At 73.0% G+C, this 20,437-nt stretch carries 16 protein-coding genes; 9 read left to right on the top strand and 7 right to left on the bottom strand.

What is annotated here, in order from left to right; all coding sequences use genetic code 11:
- The 5 genes from E2E34_RS15695 to E2E34_RS15675 all read left to right on the top strand — a co-directional run.
- The coding region (locus tag E2E34_RS15695; protein WP_167518294.1) for a SpoIIE family protein phosphatase at positions 1-349 on the top strand (349 nt) is incomplete at its 5' end.
- Between the two features lie 166 nt (positions 350-515).
- Positions 516-1,700, top strand: a complete 1,185-nt coding sequence (locus tag E2E34_RS15690) for a globin domain-containing protein (protein ID WP_138902530.1) — start codon at positions 516-518, stop codon at positions 1,698-1,700.
- A 35-nt stretch (positions 1,701-1,735) separates the two neighbouring features.
- Entirely contained in the window at positions 1,736-2,311 is a 576-nt protein-coding gene (locus tag E2E34_RS15685) for a pyridoxamine 5'-phosphate oxidase family protein (RefSeq protein WP_138902529.1), read from the top strand.
- A gap of 70 nt (positions 2,312-2,381) precedes the next feature.
- Entirely contained in the window at positions 2,382-2,885 is a 504-nt protein-coding gene (locus tag E2E34_RS15680; protein WP_138902528.1) for a MarR family transcriptional regulator, read from the top strand.
- Between the two features lie 127 nt (positions 2,886-3,012).
- Positions 3,013-4,203, top strand: coding sequence for a PP2C family protein-serine/threonine phosphatase (locus tag E2E34_RS15675; protein WP_138902527.1), 1,191 nt, complete (start codon positions 3,013-3,015; stop codon positions 4,201-4,203).
- On the opposite strand, the gene E2E34_RS15670 is transcribed toward E2E34_RS15675, so the two are convergent.
- From E2E34_RS15670 to E2E34_RS15655, 4 genes are all read right to left on the bottom strand, one after another.
- Entirely contained in the window at positions 4,200-4,685 is a 486-nt protein-coding gene (locus E2E34_RS15670; protein ID WP_138902526.1) for a MarR family transcriptional regulator, read from the bottom strand. The genes E2E34_RS15675 and E2E34_RS15670 overlap by 4 nt on opposite strands.
- 389 nt (positions 4,686-5,074) lie before the next feature.
- A complete protein-coding gene (locus E2E34_RS15665) occupies positions 5,075-5,722 on the bottom strand; it encodes a lipoprotein (RefSeq protein ID WP_138902525.1) in 648 nt (215 codons plus the stop codon).
- Positions 5,723-5,814: 92 nt separating this feature from the next.
- On the bottom strand, positions 5,815-6,900 hold the full coding sequence (locus tag E2E34_RS15660) for a DNA glycosylase AlkZ-like family protein (protein ID WP_138902524.1): 1,086 nt from the start codon (positions 6,898-6,900) through the stop codon (positions 5,815-5,817).
- 55 nt (positions 6,901-6,955) lie between these two features.
- Entirely contained in the window at positions 6,956-7,759 is an 804-nt protein-coding gene (locus E2E34_RS15655) for a maleylpyruvate isomerase family mycothiol-dependent enzyme (RefSeq protein WP_138902523.1), read from the bottom strand.
- A 230-nt stretch (positions 7,760-7,989) separates the two neighbouring features.
- Between E2E34_RS15655 and E2E34_RS15650 the strand changes: the two genes are divergently transcribed.
- Both E2E34_RS15650 and E2E34_RS15645 read left to right on the top strand, forming a co-directional pair.
- A complete protein-coding gene (locus tag E2E34_RS15650; protein ID WP_138902522.1) occupies positions 7,990-8,559 on the top strand; it encodes a DUF6328 family protein in 570 nt (189 codons plus the stop codon).
- Between the two features lie 107 nt (positions 8,560-8,666).
- On the top strand, positions 8,667-9,863 hold the full coding sequence (locus E2E34_RS15645; RefSeq protein ID WP_138902521.1) for a phospholipase D-like domain-containing protein: 1,197 nt from the start codon (positions 8,667-8,669) through the stop codon (positions 9,861-9,863).
- A gap of 70 nt (positions 9,864-9,933) precedes the next feature.
- Here E2E34_RS15645 and E2E34_RS15640 read toward each other — a convergent pair whose 3' ends face one another.
- The 3 genes from E2E34_RS15640 to E2E34_RS15630 all read right to left on the bottom strand — a co-directional run bounded on the left by E2E34_RS15640 (position 9,934) and on the right by E2E34_RS15630 (position 18,165).
- Entirely contained in the window at positions 9,934-11,442 is a 1,509-nt protein-coding gene (locus tag E2E34_RS15640; RefSeq protein WP_138902520.1) for an alpha/beta hydrolase, read from the bottom strand.
- 97 nt (positions 11,443-11,539) lie between these two features.
- A complete protein-coding gene (locus E2E34_RS15635) occupies positions 11,540-13,864 on the bottom strand; it encodes a SpoIIE family protein phosphatase (protein ID WP_138902519.1) in 2,325 nt (774 codons plus the stop codon).
- A complete protein-coding gene (locus tag E2E34_RS15630) occupies positions 13,861-18,165 on the bottom strand; it encodes a HAMP domain-containing protein (protein WP_138902518.1) in 4,305 nt (1,434 codons plus the stop codon). Before E2E34_RS15630 ends, E2E34_RS15635 begins: the two co-directional genes overlap by 4 nt.
- Before the next feature lie 315 nt (positions 18,166-18,480).
- On the opposite strand from E2E34_RS15630, the gene E2E34_RS15625 reads away from it, so the two are divergent.
- Both E2E34_RS15625 and E2E34_RS15620 read left to right on the top strand, forming a co-directional pair.
- Positions 18,481-19,956: a PP2C family protein-serine/threonine phosphatase gene (locus E2E34_RS15625; RefSeq protein ID WP_138902517.1), complete on the top strand. Its 1,476-nt coding sequence runs from the start codon at positions 18,481-18,483 to the stop codon at positions 19,954-19,956.
- 4 nt (positions 19,957-19,960) lie between these two features.
- Positions 19,961-20,389 (top strand): STAS domain-containing protein, encoded by a 429-nt coding sequence (locus E2E34_RS15620; RefSeq protein WP_138902516.1) that lies wholly within the window; start codon positions 19,961-19,963, stop codon positions 20,387-20,389.
- Positions 20,390-20,437 lie beyond the last annotated feature (48 nt).

Below are 20,437 nucleotides of genomic sequence, written 5' to 3'. Positions count from 1 at the left end.
CCTCCTCCAGGCCGACGGCGCCGCCCGCTACCTGGAAATGCGCGGCAGAGGCATCGGCTACCCCCTGCCCGGCAGCGAGGAGATCCTGCACACCGACATCGACGCGGGCGACCTCCTCATCCTCTACACCGACGGCCTCACCGAGAGCCGCAGAGACCCCACCGAGGGCGAGTTGCGGCTCATCGAGGCGGCGCGCCGCCACGCGGCGAAGCCGGTGACCGAGATCCCCGCGGCCATCGCCGCCGACATGCACACCGTCGTACTCCACCCCGACGACACCCTCGCCCTGGCGATCCGTCTCACCGGGTCCTCTCGTCCGGAGGTGCCCGCGGCGCGAGCCGGTACCTGAGCGACCTCGGCCCCACACAGCGGGCGCCCGAACGACCACCCCTGCCCGGTCACCCCCACGGCCGGGCCCTTCTGCGATTGCGACACGTTCCTTGCCTGCACGCTCGATGCCACCGGAGAGCTCCCCAGCGGGCGCGCCGAGTCCCACGGATCACCCCGCCCCCGGCATGGCGCCCACGCCGCTGACCGACCACGAAATAGCCCTCGTACGCGCCGGGTTGGCCGTGGTCGAACCCTACGCGGCCGACCTGACGGTGTACTTCTACACCATTCTCTTCGCGCGTTACCCGCAGGTGCGAGAGCTCTTCCCGGACGACATGGACGTCCAGCGCGACCGGCTCCTGCGCGGCCTGCTGCGCATCGTCGACCTCGTCGACGACCCGGAGAACCTCGTGCGCTTCTGCACTCTGCTGGGGCGCGACCACCGCAAGTTCGGCGCCCTCGAAGCTCACTACCCCGCGGTCGGCGAATGCCTCCTGGCGTCCCTCGCCCGCTACGCCGGCGCCGCCTGGACGCCGGACGTCGAAGCGGCCTGGACCCGCGCGTACACCACGGCGGCCCGGGTGATGATGCTGGCGGCCGCCGACGACACCCGGCTGCGCCCCGCCACCTGGGCGGCGCAGATCGTCCGGCACGAACACCGCGGCCACGGCATCGCGGAGATCACCGTCCGCACGGAAACGCCCTACCCGTACCAGGCCGGTCAGTACGTCAGCATGCAGACGCCGTGGCAGCGCAAGGCGTGGCGCCAGTACTCACCCGCCAACGCGCCCCGTGCCGACTCCACGCTCACCTTCCACATCCGTGCCGTGCCCGGCGGCCGGGTCAGCAACGCCCTGGTCCACCGCGCGGCGCCCGGCGACATCGTCACGCTCGGGCCGCCGCAGGGCGACATGACGCTGGCCGCCGCCGGGGACCGCGACCTGGTGTGCGTCGCCGGCGGAACCGGCCTCGCGCCGATCCGCGCCCTCCTCGAACAGGCCGCCCTCGGCGACATGCGACGGTACGTCGACCTCTTCGTGGGCGCCCGCACCGCCGAGGAGCTCTACGGCCTGGACGACATGCTGAGGATGGCGCAGCGTCAGCACTGGCTCTCCGTACGGGCCGCCGTGTCGCACCAGCACATCGCCGGCCGCGAGGGGACCCTGCCGCAGGTGTTGCGCGAGTTCGGACCCTGGGGGCAGCATGAGGCCTTCCTGTGCGGGCCGCCGGGGATGGTCACCGCCGCTGCCCGGATCCTGCGCAACGAAGGCGTCCCGGCTGCCCGGATCCACCACGACCCACTCAGCGATCCCGTCCTGACCACGCCCCTCGCACCGTCCAGACACGAGCCCGAGAGCGAATACCTGTGAACAGCCACGACGCCGCGCCCTCGCGCGGGGAGCGCATGCTGCAAGACCATCTCGGCACCGTGCAGCGAGCCGACGCCTTCTACGACCGTCAGGTTCACCCCCGTCTCACCGAGACGATGCGCGACTTCATCGGCCGCCAGTCGATGCTCTTCCTCTCCACGGCCGACGCCCGCGGCCACTGCGACGCCAGCTTCCGCGCCGGGCCGCCGGGCTTCGTCACCGTCCTCGACGACCGCACCCTCGCCTACCCCGAGTACCGGGGGAACGGCGTCATGGCCAGCGCCGGCAACATGGCGGAGAACCCGCACGCCGGGCTGCTGTTCCTCGACTTCACCCATCACCACATCGGCCTGCACGTCAACGGGACGGCCCGGCTGCTGGACGAGCAGGAACTGCGCAGGGCCAACCCCCTCATACCGGTCGACCCGGCTCCCGGGCGACAGCCGGAGTTCTGGGTCCACATCACCGTCGTCGAGGCGTACATCCACTGTTCCAAGCACATACCCCACCTCGAACCGGCCCGCCGCCCCCACGGCCCGTCGCTCAAGCGGCCCAAGGACGCGGACTACTTCGTCGCGGCGCCGGCCGACCACCTCGTCGCGGACCGGTAGCCCCGCACCGGCGGGGCCCGGCCGGAAAGGGGCGGCTGACAATCGCTTCCCCAAGTGAGAGAGTGGTGCGATGCTCCGCACTTTGCACTCCACCGGTCATCAGCAGGTGGCCCACGACGCGTGCGCGGCATTGGAACTGCTCCAGCTGCTGTGGGGCCGGAGCCAGGAGGCCGCCCCCTCGGGCCCCGTATCGCCCTCGCAACTGCGCGCGCTGACCGCGCTGGAAGGCCAGGAGGGCGTCAACCTCCGCGCCCTGGGCGAGGCGCTCGGATCGCGTCCCTCGTCCGTGAGCCGCCTGTGCGACCGCCTGGAGGCCGCCGGCCTCGTCGAGCGGTCCCCGAGCGCGACCAGCCGCCGTGAGATCGAGGTCCGGCTGAGCCGGCGCGGACACGCCGTACTCGACGACTTCCGCACGTTCCGCCTCCGCGAGCTGGAAGCGGTGCTGCGCCAGATGGCGCCGGCGGAACTGGCCGCGCTGGCCGAAGGTCTCGAAGCGTTCCACTCGGCCGCCGCCGCCCGCATCGCGCCGGGCGGCGCGGCCGACGGCGCGCGGCGCCCGGCGGACATCGCCTGACCCCTCGGCCACCGGGCATGTCCGGCCCTCGGCAGGGCAGGATGAACCCGCGAACGGCGCGGTGGGAAAACCGCGGGGCTCTGTCGCCGTCCGTGCGGGACCGTCACGGACCTCGAGGGAAGAAACCATGACCAACCAGCCCGGTCGATGGCTCGGTGCGGCCGAGAGCGCGTTGCGGGCGGCGGCGCCCACCGCTCTGCTGTCCACCGCGCACGCGTTGCTCGCCCACCACGTGGACGCCCGCTCCGTGACGGTGCTCCTGGCCGACTACGGCCTCGCGGTGCTCCAGCCGGTGACCCGCCTGCCCCACACGGGCGCATCGGTCCCGGTGCACGGCGCTCACCCGGCCGGACGCGCCTTCTCGACCCAGGCCGCAGTCGTGGAGGTCACCGCGGAACCGGGCATGGTCACGGTGCATCTGCCCGTCACCGTACGCGGAGACCGGCTGGGCGTACTGTCCGTGCACCTGCCGGAGCCGGCGGCCGGGGCGCCGGGCATCCTGGAGCTGGCCGCTTTCGCCACGGCGGTCGGCCACGAACTGCTCGTCGCCGAACGCGACACCGACCTCTACCTCCAGACCCGCCGGCACAAGCGCCTCACCCTGGCGGCCGAGATGCAGTGGCAGCTCCTGCCCGGGCGCGGGTTCGAAGGGGCGGAGTACACCCTCGGCGCCCACCTGGAGCCGGCCTACGCCATCGGCGGCGACAACTTCGACTGGACGCTCACCGACGACCATCTGACCCTCACCGTGTCCGACGGGAAGGGACAGGGCATCCAGGCCGCCCTGCTGACGAACCTCACCGTCAGCGCTCTGCGCAACGCGCGCCGCGCCGGGGTCTCCCTGGCCGACCAGGCATGCCTCGCCGATCAGGCCGTCTACGGCGAGTACGCCGGAGCCCGGTACTCGGCTACGCTCCTGCTCCGCTTCGACCTGGCCACCGGCCAGATGCGGGCGGTCGACGCCGGCTCCCCCCGGCTGTACCGCCGGCGGCGGGACACCGTCGAGCGGCTGGAGCTGGACACGCAGGCTCCGCTGGGCATGTTCGAGGAGACGGAGTACCACGAGGAGTCGTTTCATCTGGAGCGCGGCGACCGCCTCGTCGTGGTGAGCAGCGGTGTGCACAGCGCGCGGTCGAGGACGAAGCCGGGCGTCTTCGGCGAGGACGCCCTGCGCGAGACCATCGCCGCGACGGGACCCTCGACGACGCACGAGACGGCACGCGCCGTCGTCGAGGCGCTGATGCAGTACCACGGCAGTCACGACCTGCCTCACGACGCCGCGGTCGTCTGCCTGGACTGGCGGGGCAGGACCGGCTAGCCCGGCGGTTTCCGGTCGGCGTCGTCGTCGCCACCGGGCCGGGCCGCCCGCGCGAAGGCCAGCAGACCCGACAGGAGCTGACGGCGTTCGGCGGGCCGCATACGGCCGAGGACGGCGGCGAACATCTCGTGGCGGCGGGCGAACAGGGCGTCGATCAACTCGTTCGCCTGGAGCGTCAGGACCAGCCCGATCTCCCGTCGGCTGGTGGGCGCCGGTTCGCGGCGCAGCAGTCCGGCCGCTTCGAGCCGGTCGCACAGCCGGCTGACCGCCGGCGGGGCGGCCCCGACCTCTTCGGCCAGACCGGTGAGATTGATGCCCGGCCAGCGCCGGACGATCAGCAGTGCTTCGAGCTGGAGCGCGGACAGGCGTGGGGAAGCGGTGCGCGTGGCCTGCGTCCAGGTGGACACCACCGCTTCGGCCGCCGCGGTCACCCGGGGGGCGAGATCGCCCGCAGCGTCGTCCGGTGGTCCCGCGCGCTCCATACGGCCGTCACTCCCATGAACATCCGCGCACCTCCTTCACGGAGGCCGACGCTGTCGTCGCACGCATTCGCAGACTCTATTACGGGTCATCTGCCCGCTCTGTCGAAAGTATCCCTGCACGGGCGTCTTTCGCTCGCGCCGCGACAGACGGCGGCGCGGTTCCCCGGGACCGCGCCGGACGACGCCCGCACCCGGCGCACACGGCCCACCGGCCACGCCCGGCACCGTCGTCCCCGGTGAGAGGGCCCGCCGGAGCACGGCGCCCGTACCGCCCCGCCCCGGGCCCGCAGCCCGTACCGGGGCGGACACCGGGCACGCGGCCCGGCGAGCCGGCGCCTTCGAACGTCAGTCGGCCGCTGTCCGCACCGGGCGGCGGACACCGTCCGATGTCAGCCCGTGGCCGCCATGCTCTTCCTGGCCAGCTCGTACGCCGGGAGCATCTGCTCGTGCTCCTGGGTGTCCAGGCCGCCCAGGTGCAGCACCACCGCGCCGCCGGGGGCGGCGACGGCGAGCGCCCGCTCCTTCTTCGGCTCGTCGAGGAGCTCGCTGGTGATCAGGTAGGTGACCTCCACGGCGGGGAACTCACCGGCCTCGGTCTTCCGGTAGCGGATCGTCCCGGCGTTCTTCTCGTCCGCCATGAAACCTTCGAGGACCTCGCGCGGCGAGCCGCCGCCCTCACCGGTCCACACCCGCAGAAAGCCGATGTTCCCCGCCGGCTTGGCGTCGACCTCGCAGACGAGCGTGACGGAACCCTGCCGGGCGAGCGAGCTGAACACGTCGTCCTCGTCGCCCGCCGTCACCTTCTCCGCCGTCCAGTCGGCGGCGGTCCGGAACGTCACGGGCAGGGCGCACGGCGTCCCGCGCCCGCCGAGGCGCGCGCCCTCGGCGCCGTCCCGCGCCCCGGCCGGTGCGCTCCCGCCCGCCTTCCCGGCCGGCTGGTCCCGGGCGGCCGCGCCGCCGTCCGGCGCGGATGAACAGCCGGCCAGCATCAGCACCGCCACCAGGGGGGCGATGCCCCGCGCCACGTTGTGCCCCATGAAGAACCCCACCCCTGAGCTTGATCGATCGCCGCAGGCTATCCCAGCGCTCGTACACGCGTCCGTGCGGTGGTCCGCCGCCCGGCGCCTGCCTAGGCGAGGCGCACCCGGGCCTCGGCCGCGCCGCGCGCCGAGGCCACGGTCGCGGCCTCCGCCTCCAGTTCCCGCTGTACGGCGCGGGACAGCGGCCCGAAGGGCGTCACGGTCAGCTCGATCCCGCGCCCCGCCGCCTTGGCGCGCCAGGTACCGGTGATCTCCGTACCGACCAGCAGCGCACCCGGACCGCCGACCGCGCGCCAGATCTCCTGCCGCCTCCGCTTGTCCGGCACGACCAGTTCCCTGTCGCGTGCCTGCAGGAACGGATCGCCCGGCGGAAGCAGCCGTACCAGCCGCCGGCTCCTCGCGGTCAGCAGCGCGTCCAGGTCACCGGCGGGCAGCCACGCCTTCCTGCCGTCCAGCACCACCTCGGCAAGGTCGTCCGGCCACACCGCCTTGACCGCGCCGGCCCTGGTGCCGAGGTACTTCGCCACCTCGGCGGGTGTCGCGGGACCGAGGAAGCGCAGGTAGGCGCGGACCAGCCCGGCGGTCCCGGACGCCGTGGCCGGCACGGGGTAGCGCGTCTCCAGCGGGGCGAGGACGGTCCTGCCGCCTTCGGGCCGGACCCCGACCGCCCCGAAGACCCCGGCCTGCTGGAAGAGCAGCCCGGAGATGTGCCGGGCGCCGCACGGCTCGCACCAGTACGTCAGCGACCGCGGCACCGCCCGGCTGACCGCCGTACTGACCTCACTCTTGGGCATCGGCGCGCTCACCACATCGCGAAACGCCTCGGCGGTGACCCGGAACGCCTCGGTGCCCAGCCGCGCCCCCTCCTTGATCACCGCTGTATCGATGCGCGCCGTGGCATCGGCGTCGTCCAGCGGCCACAGGGCGGCGGCGAGCGCCGGCAGATCGCCGCGGCGGTGCAGATGGGGGGCGCCGCGGAACGTCCAGACGAGCTCCAGCCCCTCGGCGGACGAGCCCCGGGCCGCCAGCGCCTGCCGCGCCGCCCCGTTCGGCGTGTCCCGCGCGCCCAGGACCAGGACGTCCGGCGTGGGGGAGGAGCGCGCGAACCCGTGCGCCGCCACCCGGTGGGCCAGCACCCGCTCCCGGGTCACCTCGATCCGGTGTGCGCCGCTCACGGCCGCACCTCGTCCGCGGACGCGGGAAGCCGCACCCCGCGGGCGGACGCGGGAATCAGAACGGCACCCGGGCCGCCCGCAGAGCGTCGGCGGCCTCCTCGTCGCCCTCGGACTCCAGCGCGCCGCGCGGCGGCCGGCCCGACAGATGGCGGGCAAACGCCACCGCGTCCGCCCGCAGCGTGACGACGGGCGGCCCGCTCCCGAGCCGGTGGCGGCCGCCGGCCGGGCCCGTCAGGTCCAGCAGGCACGACGGACCGGTCCACCCCAGCGCCAGGTCCAGCACCACCTGGTTCGCGATCTCGCGGTCGTGCGCGTCGAGAACCAGCGGGGCCCCGGTGGCGTCGCTGATGTCGACGCGGTGCATCCACGTGTCGCGGGCGATCAGGACGTCGTACATGTACTCCATGGAGTCCTCGGCGAGCTCCTTCCCCTCCGGGAAGACCATGCTGGTGCGTACGCGCCGGCGCACCGGGGACGGCATACGGGCCAGGGAGCGCGCGCCCCTCGGGGCGATCCGGGCGAAGTCCTCGACGAGCTGCCGGCCGGGCACGCCGCTCCGGTCCTCGACCTGGATCGCGTTGTGACCGTCCAGCGGGCCCAGCTCGGGATGCGTACGACGGGCCCGCCGGACCCGCGTGATCATGAGCCAGGGCTTGGGCAGCTCCTCGTACTGGCCGACCTCGTGGGCGACCACGTCCCGTACGGTCCACGCAGCGCACGCGGTCGGCTTCGACCACGCCTCGGCGTCCAGGGAAGCCATGGTCGCGAGCGAGGCGCGTATCTCCGCCTCGTTGACCTCACGCGCCCGTCCCGGAGAAGTGCGGGGGATGTCGTGTGCGGTGACCGTGGGCGTGGCCATGCTGCGCCTCCTTTGCCCCTCGTTCCAGGCTACGCCCGGCGCTCCGGGCCGTCGCGGCGGGACGGCGGCGGCGAACGCGGCCCTCAGCGGGCGCAGTTGGGCTCGCGCGCCTGGAACCGGCCCGGCGGCCGGCCGCCGCCCCGCGCCGATCACGCGGCCCGTCACAGGACTGGGGCCGCATGGTTTCGGCCGGACGGGGCAACTGGTCTGCTGGAGCCCTGGAGGATGCCATGACCATGACCGGACAGCGGGCCGAGCCGAGCCCGGGAGAAGCCGCCCGCGACGGACGCAGAGCCGACGACCGCCCCGAACCCCGCGACGCGGAGCAGGAAACCGCACGTGAGCGGGTCAACCGCCGGTGGAACGAGATCCTTCAGGAGACCCGGGTCGCGCAAACCGGTGTGCAGATCCTCTTCGGCTTCCTGCTCAGCGTCGCCTTCACCCCGCTCTTCCACGACCTGGGCACTTTCGACCGGACCGTCTACGTCATCACCGTGGTGTTCGGCGCGTCGGCCACCGGCTCGCTGATAGCACCCGTCTCCATCCACCGCTTCCTGTCCGGGCAGCGGATGAAGGACGACGTGGTGGAGGTCGCCGGCCGCCTCATGATGTGCGGCATGGTGTTCCTCGCCCTGACCATCGGGTGCACGCTCCTGCTCATCCTGCGGGTCGCGATCCCGGACTCCCTCGGCGGGACGCTGGCCGGCGCGGTCATGCTGTGGTTCGGCCTGTGCTGGTACGCGCTGCCGCTGTGGCTGAGGCGGCGCGCCGCCCGGCGTCCGGACACCGACGACCGCTAGGGCGTTCGCGCAGCAAGGGCCGGAGCGCGGTGCTCCGGCCGTACCCCCGGGTTCTATGGAGGCGTACGCCTCGCCCGTCCCCACCCGTACCAAGGAGCCGTTCGCAGATGACCTCTCACACTCTGGAAGCGCAGCCCGCCCCCTCCGGTGAGGACCGGAGCGCGCGGATACGCCGGCGTCTGGAGCGGCTGATAGGCATCGCGGCCACCGAGGGCAACGCCGTTCTCCCGTTGCGCAACGGCGACGAGATCTTCGCGGCGATGCTGGAGGGCATCCGCTCGGCCCGGCACACCGTCGACATGATGACGTTCGTGTACTGGAAGGGCGACATCGCCCGCCAGTTCGCCGAGGCGCTCGCCGAGCGGGCGAGCGCGGGCGTACGGGTCCGGCTGCTGCTGGACGGCTTCGGCAGCCGGCTCATCGAGACCGACCAGCTGGACACCATGGAGCGGGCCGGGGTCCAGGTGATGTGGTTCCGCAAGCCGTTGCGGCTCTCGCCCTTCAAGCAGAACCACCGCTGCCACCGCAAGGTCCTCGTCGTCGACGAGCAGACCGCGTTCACGGGCGGGGTGGGGATCGCCGAGGAGTGGTGCGGTGACGCCCGCGGCCCCGGCGAGTGGCGCGACACCCATGTGCAGGTCCGCGGCCCCGCGGTGGACGGCATCGCCGCCGCGTTCGCGCAGAACTGGGCGGAGTGCCACGACGAACTCTTCGACGACCACGACCGGTTCGTCGAGCACAGCCCGCAGGGCGACGCCGTGATCCAGGTCGTCAGAGGCTCGGCCAGTTTCGGCTGGCAGGACATGCAGACCCTCATGCGGGTCATGCTGGAGTCGGCCGAGGAACGCTTCCGGCTGGCCACCGCCTACTTCTCACCGGACGCGTTCTTCGTCGAACTCCTCTGCGCCACCGCACGGCGCGGGGTGGAGGTGGAGATCCTGCTGCCCGGCCCGCACACCGACAAGCGGGTGTGCAAGCTGGCCGGCCAGCACTTCTACGAGGAGCTCACCGCCTGCGGCGTGAAGATCTACCAATACCAGCCGACGATGATGCACGCCAAGGTGATCACGGTCGACCGTTCGGCGGCGCTGATCGGCTCGACCAACTTCAACCGCCGCTCGCTCGACCACGACGAGGAGGTCATGCTCGCCGTCCTGGACGAGGAGTTCACCGCCACGCTCGACTCCCACTTCGACGACGACGTGGCCGTGAGCGATCGGATCAGCAAGGGCCGCTGGAAGCGCCGCTCCCTCACCCAGCGGGCCCGCGAGCTCGCGGTCCAGCCCATACGCCGCTTCCTGTGACGGCGCCGGCCCCGGCCGGCGGACCGGGACCGGACGCGGCTGCGGGCGGCACGCCGGCACAGGGATCGCCTCAGCTCTCCACATGCCCCAGCACGGCCCGCACCGCGAGGTGCACCGCCCGGCGCGCCTCCTCGCTCCGGTCGATCGTCTCGAACGCGTGGCGGCCGGTGGGCAGGTCGATGACCTCGACAGCGGCCCCGCAGTCCCCGGCGGCGCCCAGGAACTCCTCGACCGTCGCGGCGATCTCCGGGCGCTCCAGCCCCACCCGCGTCAGCACGATCGGCAGCCGCCCCGCCGTCCGCACCGCCTTCGCCGGCCGGAACCGCGCATCGGTGAGCCCCCAGTTCGGCAGCGGCGCCAGCACGGGGTAGGTCGCCGCCAGGCACCGCAGCCACGGCGGCGGCGCCGCGAGCCAGTCCGCCGACAGCAGCCCGCCGCCGGAGAGGAACCACAGCGCGACACGCTCGCCGTCGACCCGCGGATCGGCCCGTACCACCTCGACCGCGTCGGCGACGTCCTCGGCCGCACGCGGGTAGTCGGCGAGGTCGTGCAGCCGGTGATCCACCGTCACGCCGACCGAGCCCAGGCCCGCCACGTACTGGGCGTAGCCCACCAGGGCCGGCCAGTCCCGCGGGGTGGGCCGCGCGTCGGCGGGAACCGGCCCGCCGTGGACGAACACCACGGCCGGGCGGGGCTCCTCGGTGCCGGGCAGGTGGAAGTCGACCCGTCCCACCCGCTCGCGGCGCTGCTGCGGCACGTCCAGGAGGAACGGCCGCAGGTGTGCGGGCGGCTCGCCGGGCTGCGCGGTCAGGCGGTGCCCTTCTCCCGCCGCGGCCCGGAGCAGCACGCCGGCCAGCTCCTCGGGGCAGGACAGCATCGGCCAGTGCCCGGTGCGGAGTTCGAAGAAGGTCACGCGCGGCTCGGTGAGCGCCTGGAGGCGCGGGTCGCCGAACCCCACGAGCATCTGCACCCCCTCGATGCTCGCCCCGCTCGCGGTGCACAGGACACCCGTCGTCGGCAGCCGGGAGACCTCCTCCGCCAGCCGCAGCGGCTGGGTGAGCGTGCCGGCGGGCTGCGGTGCGGCGAGGCGGGTGAGCCGCTCCAGCGCGTCGGCGGAAACGCCCTCGGTACTGCCCCAGCGCTGCCACCCGTCCCGTGGCGGAGGGGAGAGCGGCCCGTCGGCGCCGGTCCGCCCGGCCGGGTCGAGCAGCCGTTCACGGACCGCCTGGTCGGCCACCAGCTTGGCGGCCGGGTCGCCGTCCTGCGGCATGCCCGCGTCCACGAAGACGATCCGGGCGACCCGCTCCGGGCGGCGGCCGGCCGCGCCGAGCACCGGGTGGATGCCGTAGCCGTGCCCGACGAGGACCACCTGCGACTCCCGCAGGCCGTCGATCAGCCGCACCACGTCCTGGACATGCGTCTCCAGGTCGATGCCCGGCCCCACCGGCGAGCGGCCGTCCCCCAGGCCGGCCGGCGTCACGGGACACACCCGCGCCCCGGCCTCCCGCAGCCGCCCGGCCACCTCGTCCCATATCCAGCCGCCGGTGAAGATGTCCGACACCAGGACGAATGCCGTCATGAGCCCCTCCTCGTACGCCGTGGTCCGCGGGACCCGTCCGTACGGGCCGCTCCGCGCTCACCGCGACGTTAGGAACTCCCCCTGCGGGAGGTTCAAGTCACCGCACGTGCACGCCGATCAGGCACGTGTCGTCGTCGGTGTCCGAGCGGCTGTGGGTCAGCAGCTGGTCCAGGTACTTGTCGAGCTCCCCGGCCTCCGTGGCCGGCCCCTGGGCGATGGACAGCAGATGCTCCAGCGACTGCTGGACCGACAGGTCGCGCCGCTCGATCAGCCCGTCGGTGTACATGAGCAGCCGGTCCTCCGCCTTCAGCGTGACGAGATGCTCCTCGTACGGCGCCTCCGGCATGGCCCCGAGCAGGATGCCGCCCGGCAGCGGCAGCGCGGTGGCCTCGCCGTCGCGCACCAGTACGGGTGGCGGATGCCCGGCGCGCGCCCACCGCAACTGCCGCGTGTCGGGGTCGTAGATGCCGCAGATCGCCGTGGCCGTCACCTGGTCGGTGAGGTGATGGGCCACGGAGTTCAGCCAGCCGAGCAGCTGCGCCGGCCCGGCGCCCGTCGCGGCGAGGCCCCGCAGTGCGTTGCGCAGTACGACCATGCCGGTCGCCGCCTTGATGCCGTGCCCGGCGACGTCGCCCACCGCCAGCATCACCATCCTGGAGGGCAGTACGACGGCGTCGTACCAGTCGCCGCCCACCAGGTGGCCCTCCTCGGCCGGGCGGTAGCGCACGGCGACCCGCAGCCCGGACGTGTCGACCGCCGGGGGAGAGGGCGGCATGATCGCCTGCTGCAACTGCAGGGCGAGCCGGTTGCGTTCGGCGGACTGCTGCTCCGAGTCGGCGAGCCGGTCGCGGGTGGCGGCCAGCGCGACCTCGGTCCAGTGCTGGGACGAGACGTCCTGGTACGCCCCGCGGACGGCGACCAGCTGCCCGACCGGTCCCGTGACGGGTTCGGCGACGATACGGATGTGGCGCACCACACCGTCCGCGCGCTGCAGCCGGAAGGCCGTGGAGGCGGAGTGCCGGTGGTGCATCAGGGTGCGCAGGAAGCGGCCGATGGCCACCGAGTCGTCCGGGTGGGCGTGCTTGTGCAGCCGTTCCAGAGGCACGGGGGACGAGGTCGGCGGCAGCCCGAACAGGGAGAACAGCTGGCTGTTCCATATGACCTGACGGTTGACGAGGTTCTCCTCGAAACCGCCGATCCGGCCCAGCCGCTGCGCGTGCTGGAGCAGTTCGGCCAGCCGCGTCGTCTCGCTCTCGACCCGCCAGGTCAGCAGGACGCCGTCGCCGAACCGGGCCATCCCCACCGAGGCGACCGTGCTGAGCGGCACGTCGGCCACCAGCGTGCCCAGCGCCATCCGCTGGGAGCGAAACGGTTCCCCCGTGGCGTGGACCCGCACCACGTGTTCGTACAGGCCGCCCTCACGGGCGGTCAGCGGGTACGCCTCCAGCAGGCTCATGCCGGTGACCGCGCTGCGCGGACGTCCCGCCAGGTCGGTGAAGTGGGCGTTGGTGTGCGCGATGCGGAAGTCCGACACCGCGTCCTGGCCGTCGATCAGCGGAAGGAGCACCAGGGCCGGGTCGAGCAGCCCGTCCGCGAGCTCGCCCAGCGCGTACACGGCGTCGTCGGGGCGCTGGTCCGTGGCGTTTCCGTCCATGTCCGCGCCGGGCAGCGTGTGCGCGCACAGGTCGGCCAGCGCGTCCAGCTGCCGGGTGGTCGCGGGCGTGAGCGGCGGCTGCGGGTGCGGCCAGCAGATCTCCAGTACGCCGAGGATGCGGCCGGCGCTCTCGGCGGGCAGGACGGCCCGGGCCCCGGCGGTGCGCCCGCCGATGCCGAGCGTGCCGGCGGGCAGGCTGCCGTACCACTGCGGCTTGCGTTCGCCGAGCACCCGCTGCGCGAGCGTTCCGACGCCCGGCGGGACGTACCGCCACCGCTCGGCCTCCCCGCGCGGGAAGCCGGCGTGGCCCGCCAGGACCAGGGCGCCGTCCTGCCCCGCCGCCCACAGGGCCAGCGCGTCCGCGCCGAGCGGGGCCAGCGCCTGGTCGAGCAGCGACTCCGCGGCGGACTGCGGATCGCTCGACAGCGATCCGGCCTCCGCGGCCCGCAGCCGCAGCACCGCACCAGGGGCCCCCTGCTTGTCGGCACTCCGCAGGCCCGGCGGCAGCACGTCGGTGACGGCGTCCCCCGAGGCGGCGTTGACCACGTCGGCCGCGAGTTCCAGCAGCGGAAGCCGGGCGGCTTCCGCCAGCGTCTCCAGGTGCTGAGCCGCCGCCGTCGGCCCGCCGTGACCGCGCTCCACGAGGATGCCGGTGGCGATTCCGATCAGGGCGCGGGCGTCGGTGGACTCCTGCGCCAGGGCGAGGTCCTGGCGCAGCTGCTCCACCGTGGCGGCGAGCGCGTCGAGCCGCTGGTTGTGCCGCGTCACCGGTTCAGCCAGCGGAGCATGCAGGCCACGAGAACGTCCGCGTCGACCGGCTTGGTGATGTAGTCGTTCGCTCCGGCGGCCAGGCTCTTCTCGCGGTCGCCCTCCATGGCCTTGGCCGTCACGGCGATGATCGGCAGGTCGGCGTGCTCGGGCATGGAACGGATCGCGGCCGTCGCGGCGTAACCGTCCATCTCGGGCATCATCACGTCCATGAGAATCAGCTCGATCTGGTCGTTCCGGGAGAGCGTCTCCAGGCCCTTGCGGCCGTTGTCGGCGTGCATCACCTGCATGCCGTGCATCTCCAGGATCCCCGTCAGCGCGTAGACGTTGCGGGCGTCGTCGTCGACGACCAGGACCACGCGGCCCGCCAGCTGGCCGTCCGGGCTCTCGCCCAGCTCCAGCGGGGAGGCGCTCAGCGCCGCGGAGTCCGCCGATCTGGCCAGCGGCAGCACGTCGGACGGCCGCTCGGCCGTCAGGTGCAGCGCGATGCGCTCGCGCAGCTCGTCGAGGCTGGGCAGCAGCTCCAGCGGCTTCATACGGGCCAGCTCCAGCAGCCGCCGTTCCTGCTGCTGGTCCAGGCGGCGCGTGTGGTGGGCGAGGACCGGCACCTGACGCAGCGCGGGGTCGCCGTTCAGCGCCTCCAGCAACTGCATGGCGGCGCCGCCGGCCATGTCGAGTCCCAGGACCACGCAGTGGCACGGCTCCGCGGCGAGCGCGGCGGCGGCCTCCTCCGGGCCCACGGCGGTACGCAGCCGCACCGGGCCGCGGGCGTCCACGAGGCTCTGGTTCTCCGCCAGTTCGGCGACGGCGCTCTCGGCGACGAGGGAGAGCAGACCGCGCGGCCTGTCCTCTATCACGAGCAGCCGGCGCTGGGCGGGGATGAGGTGCGGCGCGGACACCGCCAGCGGCTGCTGCGTGTCCTCGTCCGCGACCGCCGGCTCGCGCTCCTCGAACCTCGCCACCGGGAGGTGGAGGGTGAACGTGCTGCCCTCGCCGAGGACGCTGGTCGCCTGGATGGCTCCGCCGAGCAGGTGCGCGATCTCCCGGCTGATCGACAGACCGAGGCCCGTACCGCCGTACTTGCGGCTGGTCGTGCCGTCCGCCTGCTGGAAGGCGCCGAAGATCGCTTCGAGCTGCGGCTCGGCGATGCCGATGCCGGTGTCCAGGACCCGGAAGGACAGGGCCGGACCGAACTCGCGCACCTGCGTCGGCACGTCCGACTCGGCGGCCGGGGCGATCCGCAGTTCGACGGCTCCCTCCTCGGTGAACTTGACCGCGTTGGAGAGCAGGTTGCGCAGGACCTGCCGCAGCCGGGAGTCGTCCGTGATCAGGTCGGTGGGGACACCGGGCGCGACGCTGATCCGGAAGTCGAGTCCCTTCTGCGCGGTCATCGGCCGGAAGGTGGCCTCCACGTAGTCCAGCAGCCGGCGCAGCGAGACGCGCTCCGGACTGATGTCCATCTTCCCGGCCTCGACCTTCGACAGGTCCAGGATGTCGTTGATCAGCTGGAGCAGGTCCGAACCGGCCGAGTGGATGATGCCCGCGTACTCCACCTGCTTGGGCGTCAGGTTGCGGGTCGGGTTCTGCGACAGGAGCTGGGCGAGGATCAGCAGGCTGTTGAGCGGGGTGCGCAGTTCGTGGCTCATGTTGGCCAGGAACTCCGACTTGTACTTGGAGGCCAGCGACAACTGCCGCGCGCGCTCCTCCAGTTCCTGCCGCGCCTGCTCGATCTCCAGGTTCTTCGTCTCGATGTCACGGTTCTGCGAGGCGAGGAGGGCGGCCTTCTCCTCCAGCTCCGCGTTGGAGTTCTGAAGCTCTTCCTGGCGCACCTGGAGTTCCCCGGAGCGGGCCTGGAGTTCGGCGGCGAGGCGCTGCGACTCGCCGAGCAGCTCGTCGGTACGGGCGTTCGCCACGATGGTGTTGACGTTGACCCCGACGGTCTCCATCAGCTGGTCCAGGAAGTCGCGGTGCACCTGGGTGAACGCGGTGACCGAGGCCAGCTCGATCACGCCGAGGACCTGGCCCTCGACGACGATGGGCAGCACGATCAGGCTCGCGGGATCGGTGGACCCGAGACCCGAGGAGATCGTGATGTAACCGGCCGGCAGCTCGTCGATCGCGATCGTACGGCGACTGCGCGCCGCCTGCCCGACCAGCGACTGCCCGAACCGGAAGCGCACCGGACGCGGGGCGTCCGAGGCGTCGCCGGGATGACCGTACGAGCCGATGAGCTCCAGCTCGCTGACGCCGCCCCGCTCCTGGGCGAGGTAGAAGCCGCCGTACTGCGCGCCGACGAGCGGGGTCAGCTCGTCCATGATGAGCTCCGCCACGACCTTGAGGTCGCGCCGGCCCTGCATCAGCCCGGACATGCGGGCGAGGTTGGTCTTGAGCCAGTCCTGTTCCTGGTTGGCCCGGGTGGTCTCGCGCAGCGACTCCACCATGGAGTTGATGTTGTCCTTGAGCTCGGACACCTCACCGGACGCGTCCACGGTGATGGAGCGGGTGAGGTCGCCCTCGGCCACGGCGCCGGTGACCTCGGCGATGGCGCGGACCTGCCGGGTCAGGTTGCCGGCCAGCTCGTTGACGTTCTCCGTCAGGCGCTTCCACGTCCCGGACACGCCCTCGACCTCGGCCTGGCCGCCGAGGCGGCCCTCACTGCCCACCTCGCGCGCCACGCGCGTGACCTCGGCGGCGAAGGACGAGAGCTGGTCGACCATCGTGTTGATGGTGGTCTTGAGTTCCAGGATCTCACCGCGCGCGTCGACGTCGATCTTGCGCGTGAGGTCGCCCTGGGCGACGGCGGTGGTCACCTGGGCGATGTTGCGGACCTGGTCGGTGAGGTTGTTCGCCATCGAGTTGACGTTCTCGGTCAGGTCCTTCCAGGTGCCCGCCACGTTCGGCACCTGCGCCTGGCCGCCGAGGATGCCCTCGGTGCCGACCTCGCGGGCCACCCGGGTCACCTCGTCCGCGAACGCGGAGAGGGTGGTCACCATGGTGTTGATCACACCGGCGAGCGCGGCTACCTCGCCCTTCGCCTCGACGGTGATCTTCTGGGAGAGGTCGCCGCGGGCCACGGCGGTGGCGACCTGGGCGATGGACCGCACCTGGCTGGTGAGGTTGGACGCCATGACGTTGACGTTGTCCGTGAGGTCCTTCCAGGTGCCCGAGACACCGCGCACGGTGGCCTGGCCGCCCAGGTTGCCCTCGGTGCCGACCTCGCGCGCGACCCGGGTGACCTCGTCCGCGAACGCCGAGAGCTGGTCGACCATCGTGTTGATGGTCTCCTTCAGCTCCAGGATCTCGCCGCGCGCGTCCACCCGGATCTTCTGGGAGAGGTCGCCCTGGGCGACGGCGGTGGTGACCTGGGCGATGGACCGCACCTGCGCGGTCAGGTTGTCGCCCATCACGTTCACCGACTCGGTGAGGTCCTTCCACGTGCCCGAGACGCCCTTGACGTCCGCCTGGCCGCCGAGCCGCCCCTCGGTGCCGACCTCGCGGGCCACCCGGGTGACCTCGGCGGCGAACGCGGAGAGCTGGTCGACCATCGTGTTGATGGTCGTCTTCAGCTCCAGGATCTCGCCGCGCGCGTCGACGTCGATCTTGCGGGTCAGGTCGCCCTGGGCGACCGCGGTGGCGACCTGGGCGATGGACCGTACCTGCGCCGTGAGGTTCCCGGCCATGAAGTTCACCGAATCGGTGAGGTCGCGCCAGGTTCCGCCGACTCCGGGCACCTGCGCCTGGCCGCCGAGCCGGCCGTCGGTGCCCACCTCGCGGGCCACCCGGGTCACCTCGTCGGCGAACGCGGACAGCTCGTCGACCATGGTGTTGATGGTCTTCTTCAGCGCGTGGATCTCCCCGCGCGCGTCCACCGTGATCTTCTGCGACAGGTCGCCCCGGGCGACGGCGGTCGCGACCTGCGCGATGTCCCGCACCTGGGTCGTCAGGTTCCCCGCCATGGCGTTGACGGAGTCCGTGAGGTCCTTCCACGTGCCGTCGACGCCCGGCACGTGCGCCTGGCCGCCGAGCCGGCCGTCGGTGCCGACCTCGCGGGCCACCCGCGTCACCTCGAAGGTGAAGAGCGACAGCTGGTCGACCATGCCGTTGAAGACGGTGGCGATCTCCCCGAGGAGCCCCTCGCTGTCGGCGGGCAGCCGGGTGCCGAAGTCGCCGTCGCGCACGGCGGTGAGCCCGGCGAGCAGCTGGCGCAGCTCCGGTTCGCCCACGGCCCCTGCCGCGCTGCCCCGCTCGGCGTCGCGCACCCGCACCGCGGCGCGCTTCCCCTGCCCCTGGCCCACAGTCATCCTGTTTCTCCGCCCCTCGTTCTGCAAGCCCCCGTGGACCGACCGACATGGGGCCGGTCGTGCGCATCGCGGCCGAATGGTCCGGATGTACGGCCAGGCTAATCCTGCCACAGTTGCTATGCGGCAAGCATTCTGGTGCGCTGCCGGTCCCGCAGTGGTTTCTGTACGTCCGGGCGCCGGCCAAAACCCCGCGAGGCGGAGACCTTCGCGGACCGTGGGGCGACCCGGGGAACGGACGGCGCCGGGGGGACCTGGCGTAGGGTCTCCGTGTCGTCGGGCGTACGGAGGCCGGCAGAACGAGATGAGCCTCACAGGATGCCAGCATCGGTACCGGCGCCTTCGCCGGGAGCGGCGGTACACGGGCAGTCCCCGACCGGCCCGGAGCGGGAGGCGGCCCGGCGGGAAGCGGCCCGCCTGGAGGCGGTGCGGCGCTACGACATCCTCGACACCCCGCCCGACGGGGCCTTCGACCGGGTGGCGGCGCTGGCGTCCCGGATCTTCGACGTCCCCGTGGCGACGGTGACCATCGTCGACAGCGACCGCATCTGGTTCAAGGCCGCCAGCGGACTCGACGGGGTCCGGCAGATCGGACGGGACCCCGGACTGTGCGCCTCGGCGATCCTCAGGGACGGCACGACGGTGATCCCCGACACGCTCGCCGACCCCGTGGCGTGCTCCAACCCGCTCGTCGCGGGCGAGATGGGGGTGCGCTTCTACGCCGCGGCCCCGATCACCACCCCCGACGGCCACCGCCTGGGCACCGTGAACATCCTGGACACCCGGCCCCGGGTGATCAGCGACCACGACACGGCCACCTTGGCGGACCTGGCCGCGATCGTCCTCGACGAGATGGAACTGAGGCTCTCGGCGATGCGCGCGCTGCGCGCGGAACAGGACCGGCGCAGGGTCGAACAGGCGGCCCGCACGCGCGCCGAGCGGGACAAGGCAGCCCTCGCGGACTTCGCCTCGACGCTGCAACGGACCCTGCTGCCCCCGGCACTGCCGACGGTTCCCGGGCTCGAACTGGCCTGCCACTACCGGACGGCCTCCCCGCAGGACGTCGGCGGCGACTTCTACGACGTCTTCCCGCTGAGCGACGAGCGCTGGGCGTTCTTCCTCGGCGACGTGTGCGGCAAGGGCGCCGAGGCCGCCGTCGTCACCTCCCTGACGCGCTACACGCTGCGCGCGGCCGCCCAGCACCACGACGACCCGCGAGCGGTACTGTCCGCGCTGAACGCGGCCCTGCTGCTCGACGCGTCGATCGGCAGCCGGTTCTGCACCTGCCTGTTCGGATTCCTCGAACCGGCGGGCGGCGCGGGATTCGACGTCACCATGGCGTCCGGCGGGCACCCGCCCGCCTACCACGTGCGGACCCGGCCGGGCGGCGCGGTGCGCGTCGACCCCGTGCACCTCAGGGGAGGGATGCTGGTCGGCGCGTTCGAGGAGGCGGCCTTCGCCTCGCGCACCGTCCACCTGGAACCCGGCCAGGGGCTGCTGCTCTACACCGACGGGCTCACCGAAGCCCGCCTGGCCGACGGAACGATGCTCGGGGAAAGCGGCGTGGCCGACTTCCTCTCCGGGCGAGCCGGCCCCACCGAAGCCACCGCGCTGGTCGAGGACGCCGTCGCCCTGCTCCAGGACCTCCCGCAGGACTCCGGCGACGACGTCGCTCTGCTCGCCCTGTCCGTACCCCCACAGGACGCGGGCGGGCCCGGTGTGAGCGTGAGCGCGCACACCTCGGCCCGGGCCGGGTCCGCAGACGACGCCGGCGCGGCCGGCCCGAAGGACTGACGTGGTGCCCCGCAGCCTCAGCTTCACCGTCCAGCAGTTCGACGGCGCGCTCGCCCTGCTCACCGTGACGGGCGAGATCGACTTCACCACGGCCCCCGAGCTGCGCGACCGCGCCCTGGAACTCAGCCGCCAGGGCAACCTCCACCTGATCCTCGACCTGGCGCCGGTCGCCTTCTGCGACTCTTCGGGCCTCAACGCGCTGATCGGCATCCTGCGCTGCACCCAGCAGGCCGGCGGGTCCCTCGCCCTCGCGGCGGTCCCCGACCGGCTGACCCGGCTCCTGGACCTGACGGGCGTCAGCCAGCTGCTGCCCGCGCACGCGGACGCCGCCGCGGCCATGAGCGCGCACGGCGGTGCGGCTCATGGCGCGGCGGCGGATCCTCCGTCCGGACGCCACCTGCGGGCCGTCGCCGCCCCGCAGGACGGTCCGTAACGGCCCGGGGCGTCGGGGGAGCGCGGCGCGGGGGCGGGCGGGCAGGCG

The sequence above is a fragment of the Streptomyces albidochromogenes genome (genome assembly GCF_005981925.1).
GTDB lineage: Bacteria > Actinomycetota > Actinomycetes > Streptomycetales > Streptomycetaceae > Streptomyces > Streptomyces albidochromogenes.
Note: the sequence above shows the minus strand (reverse complement) of the source record. Positions and strands in the feature narration are given on the sequence as shown.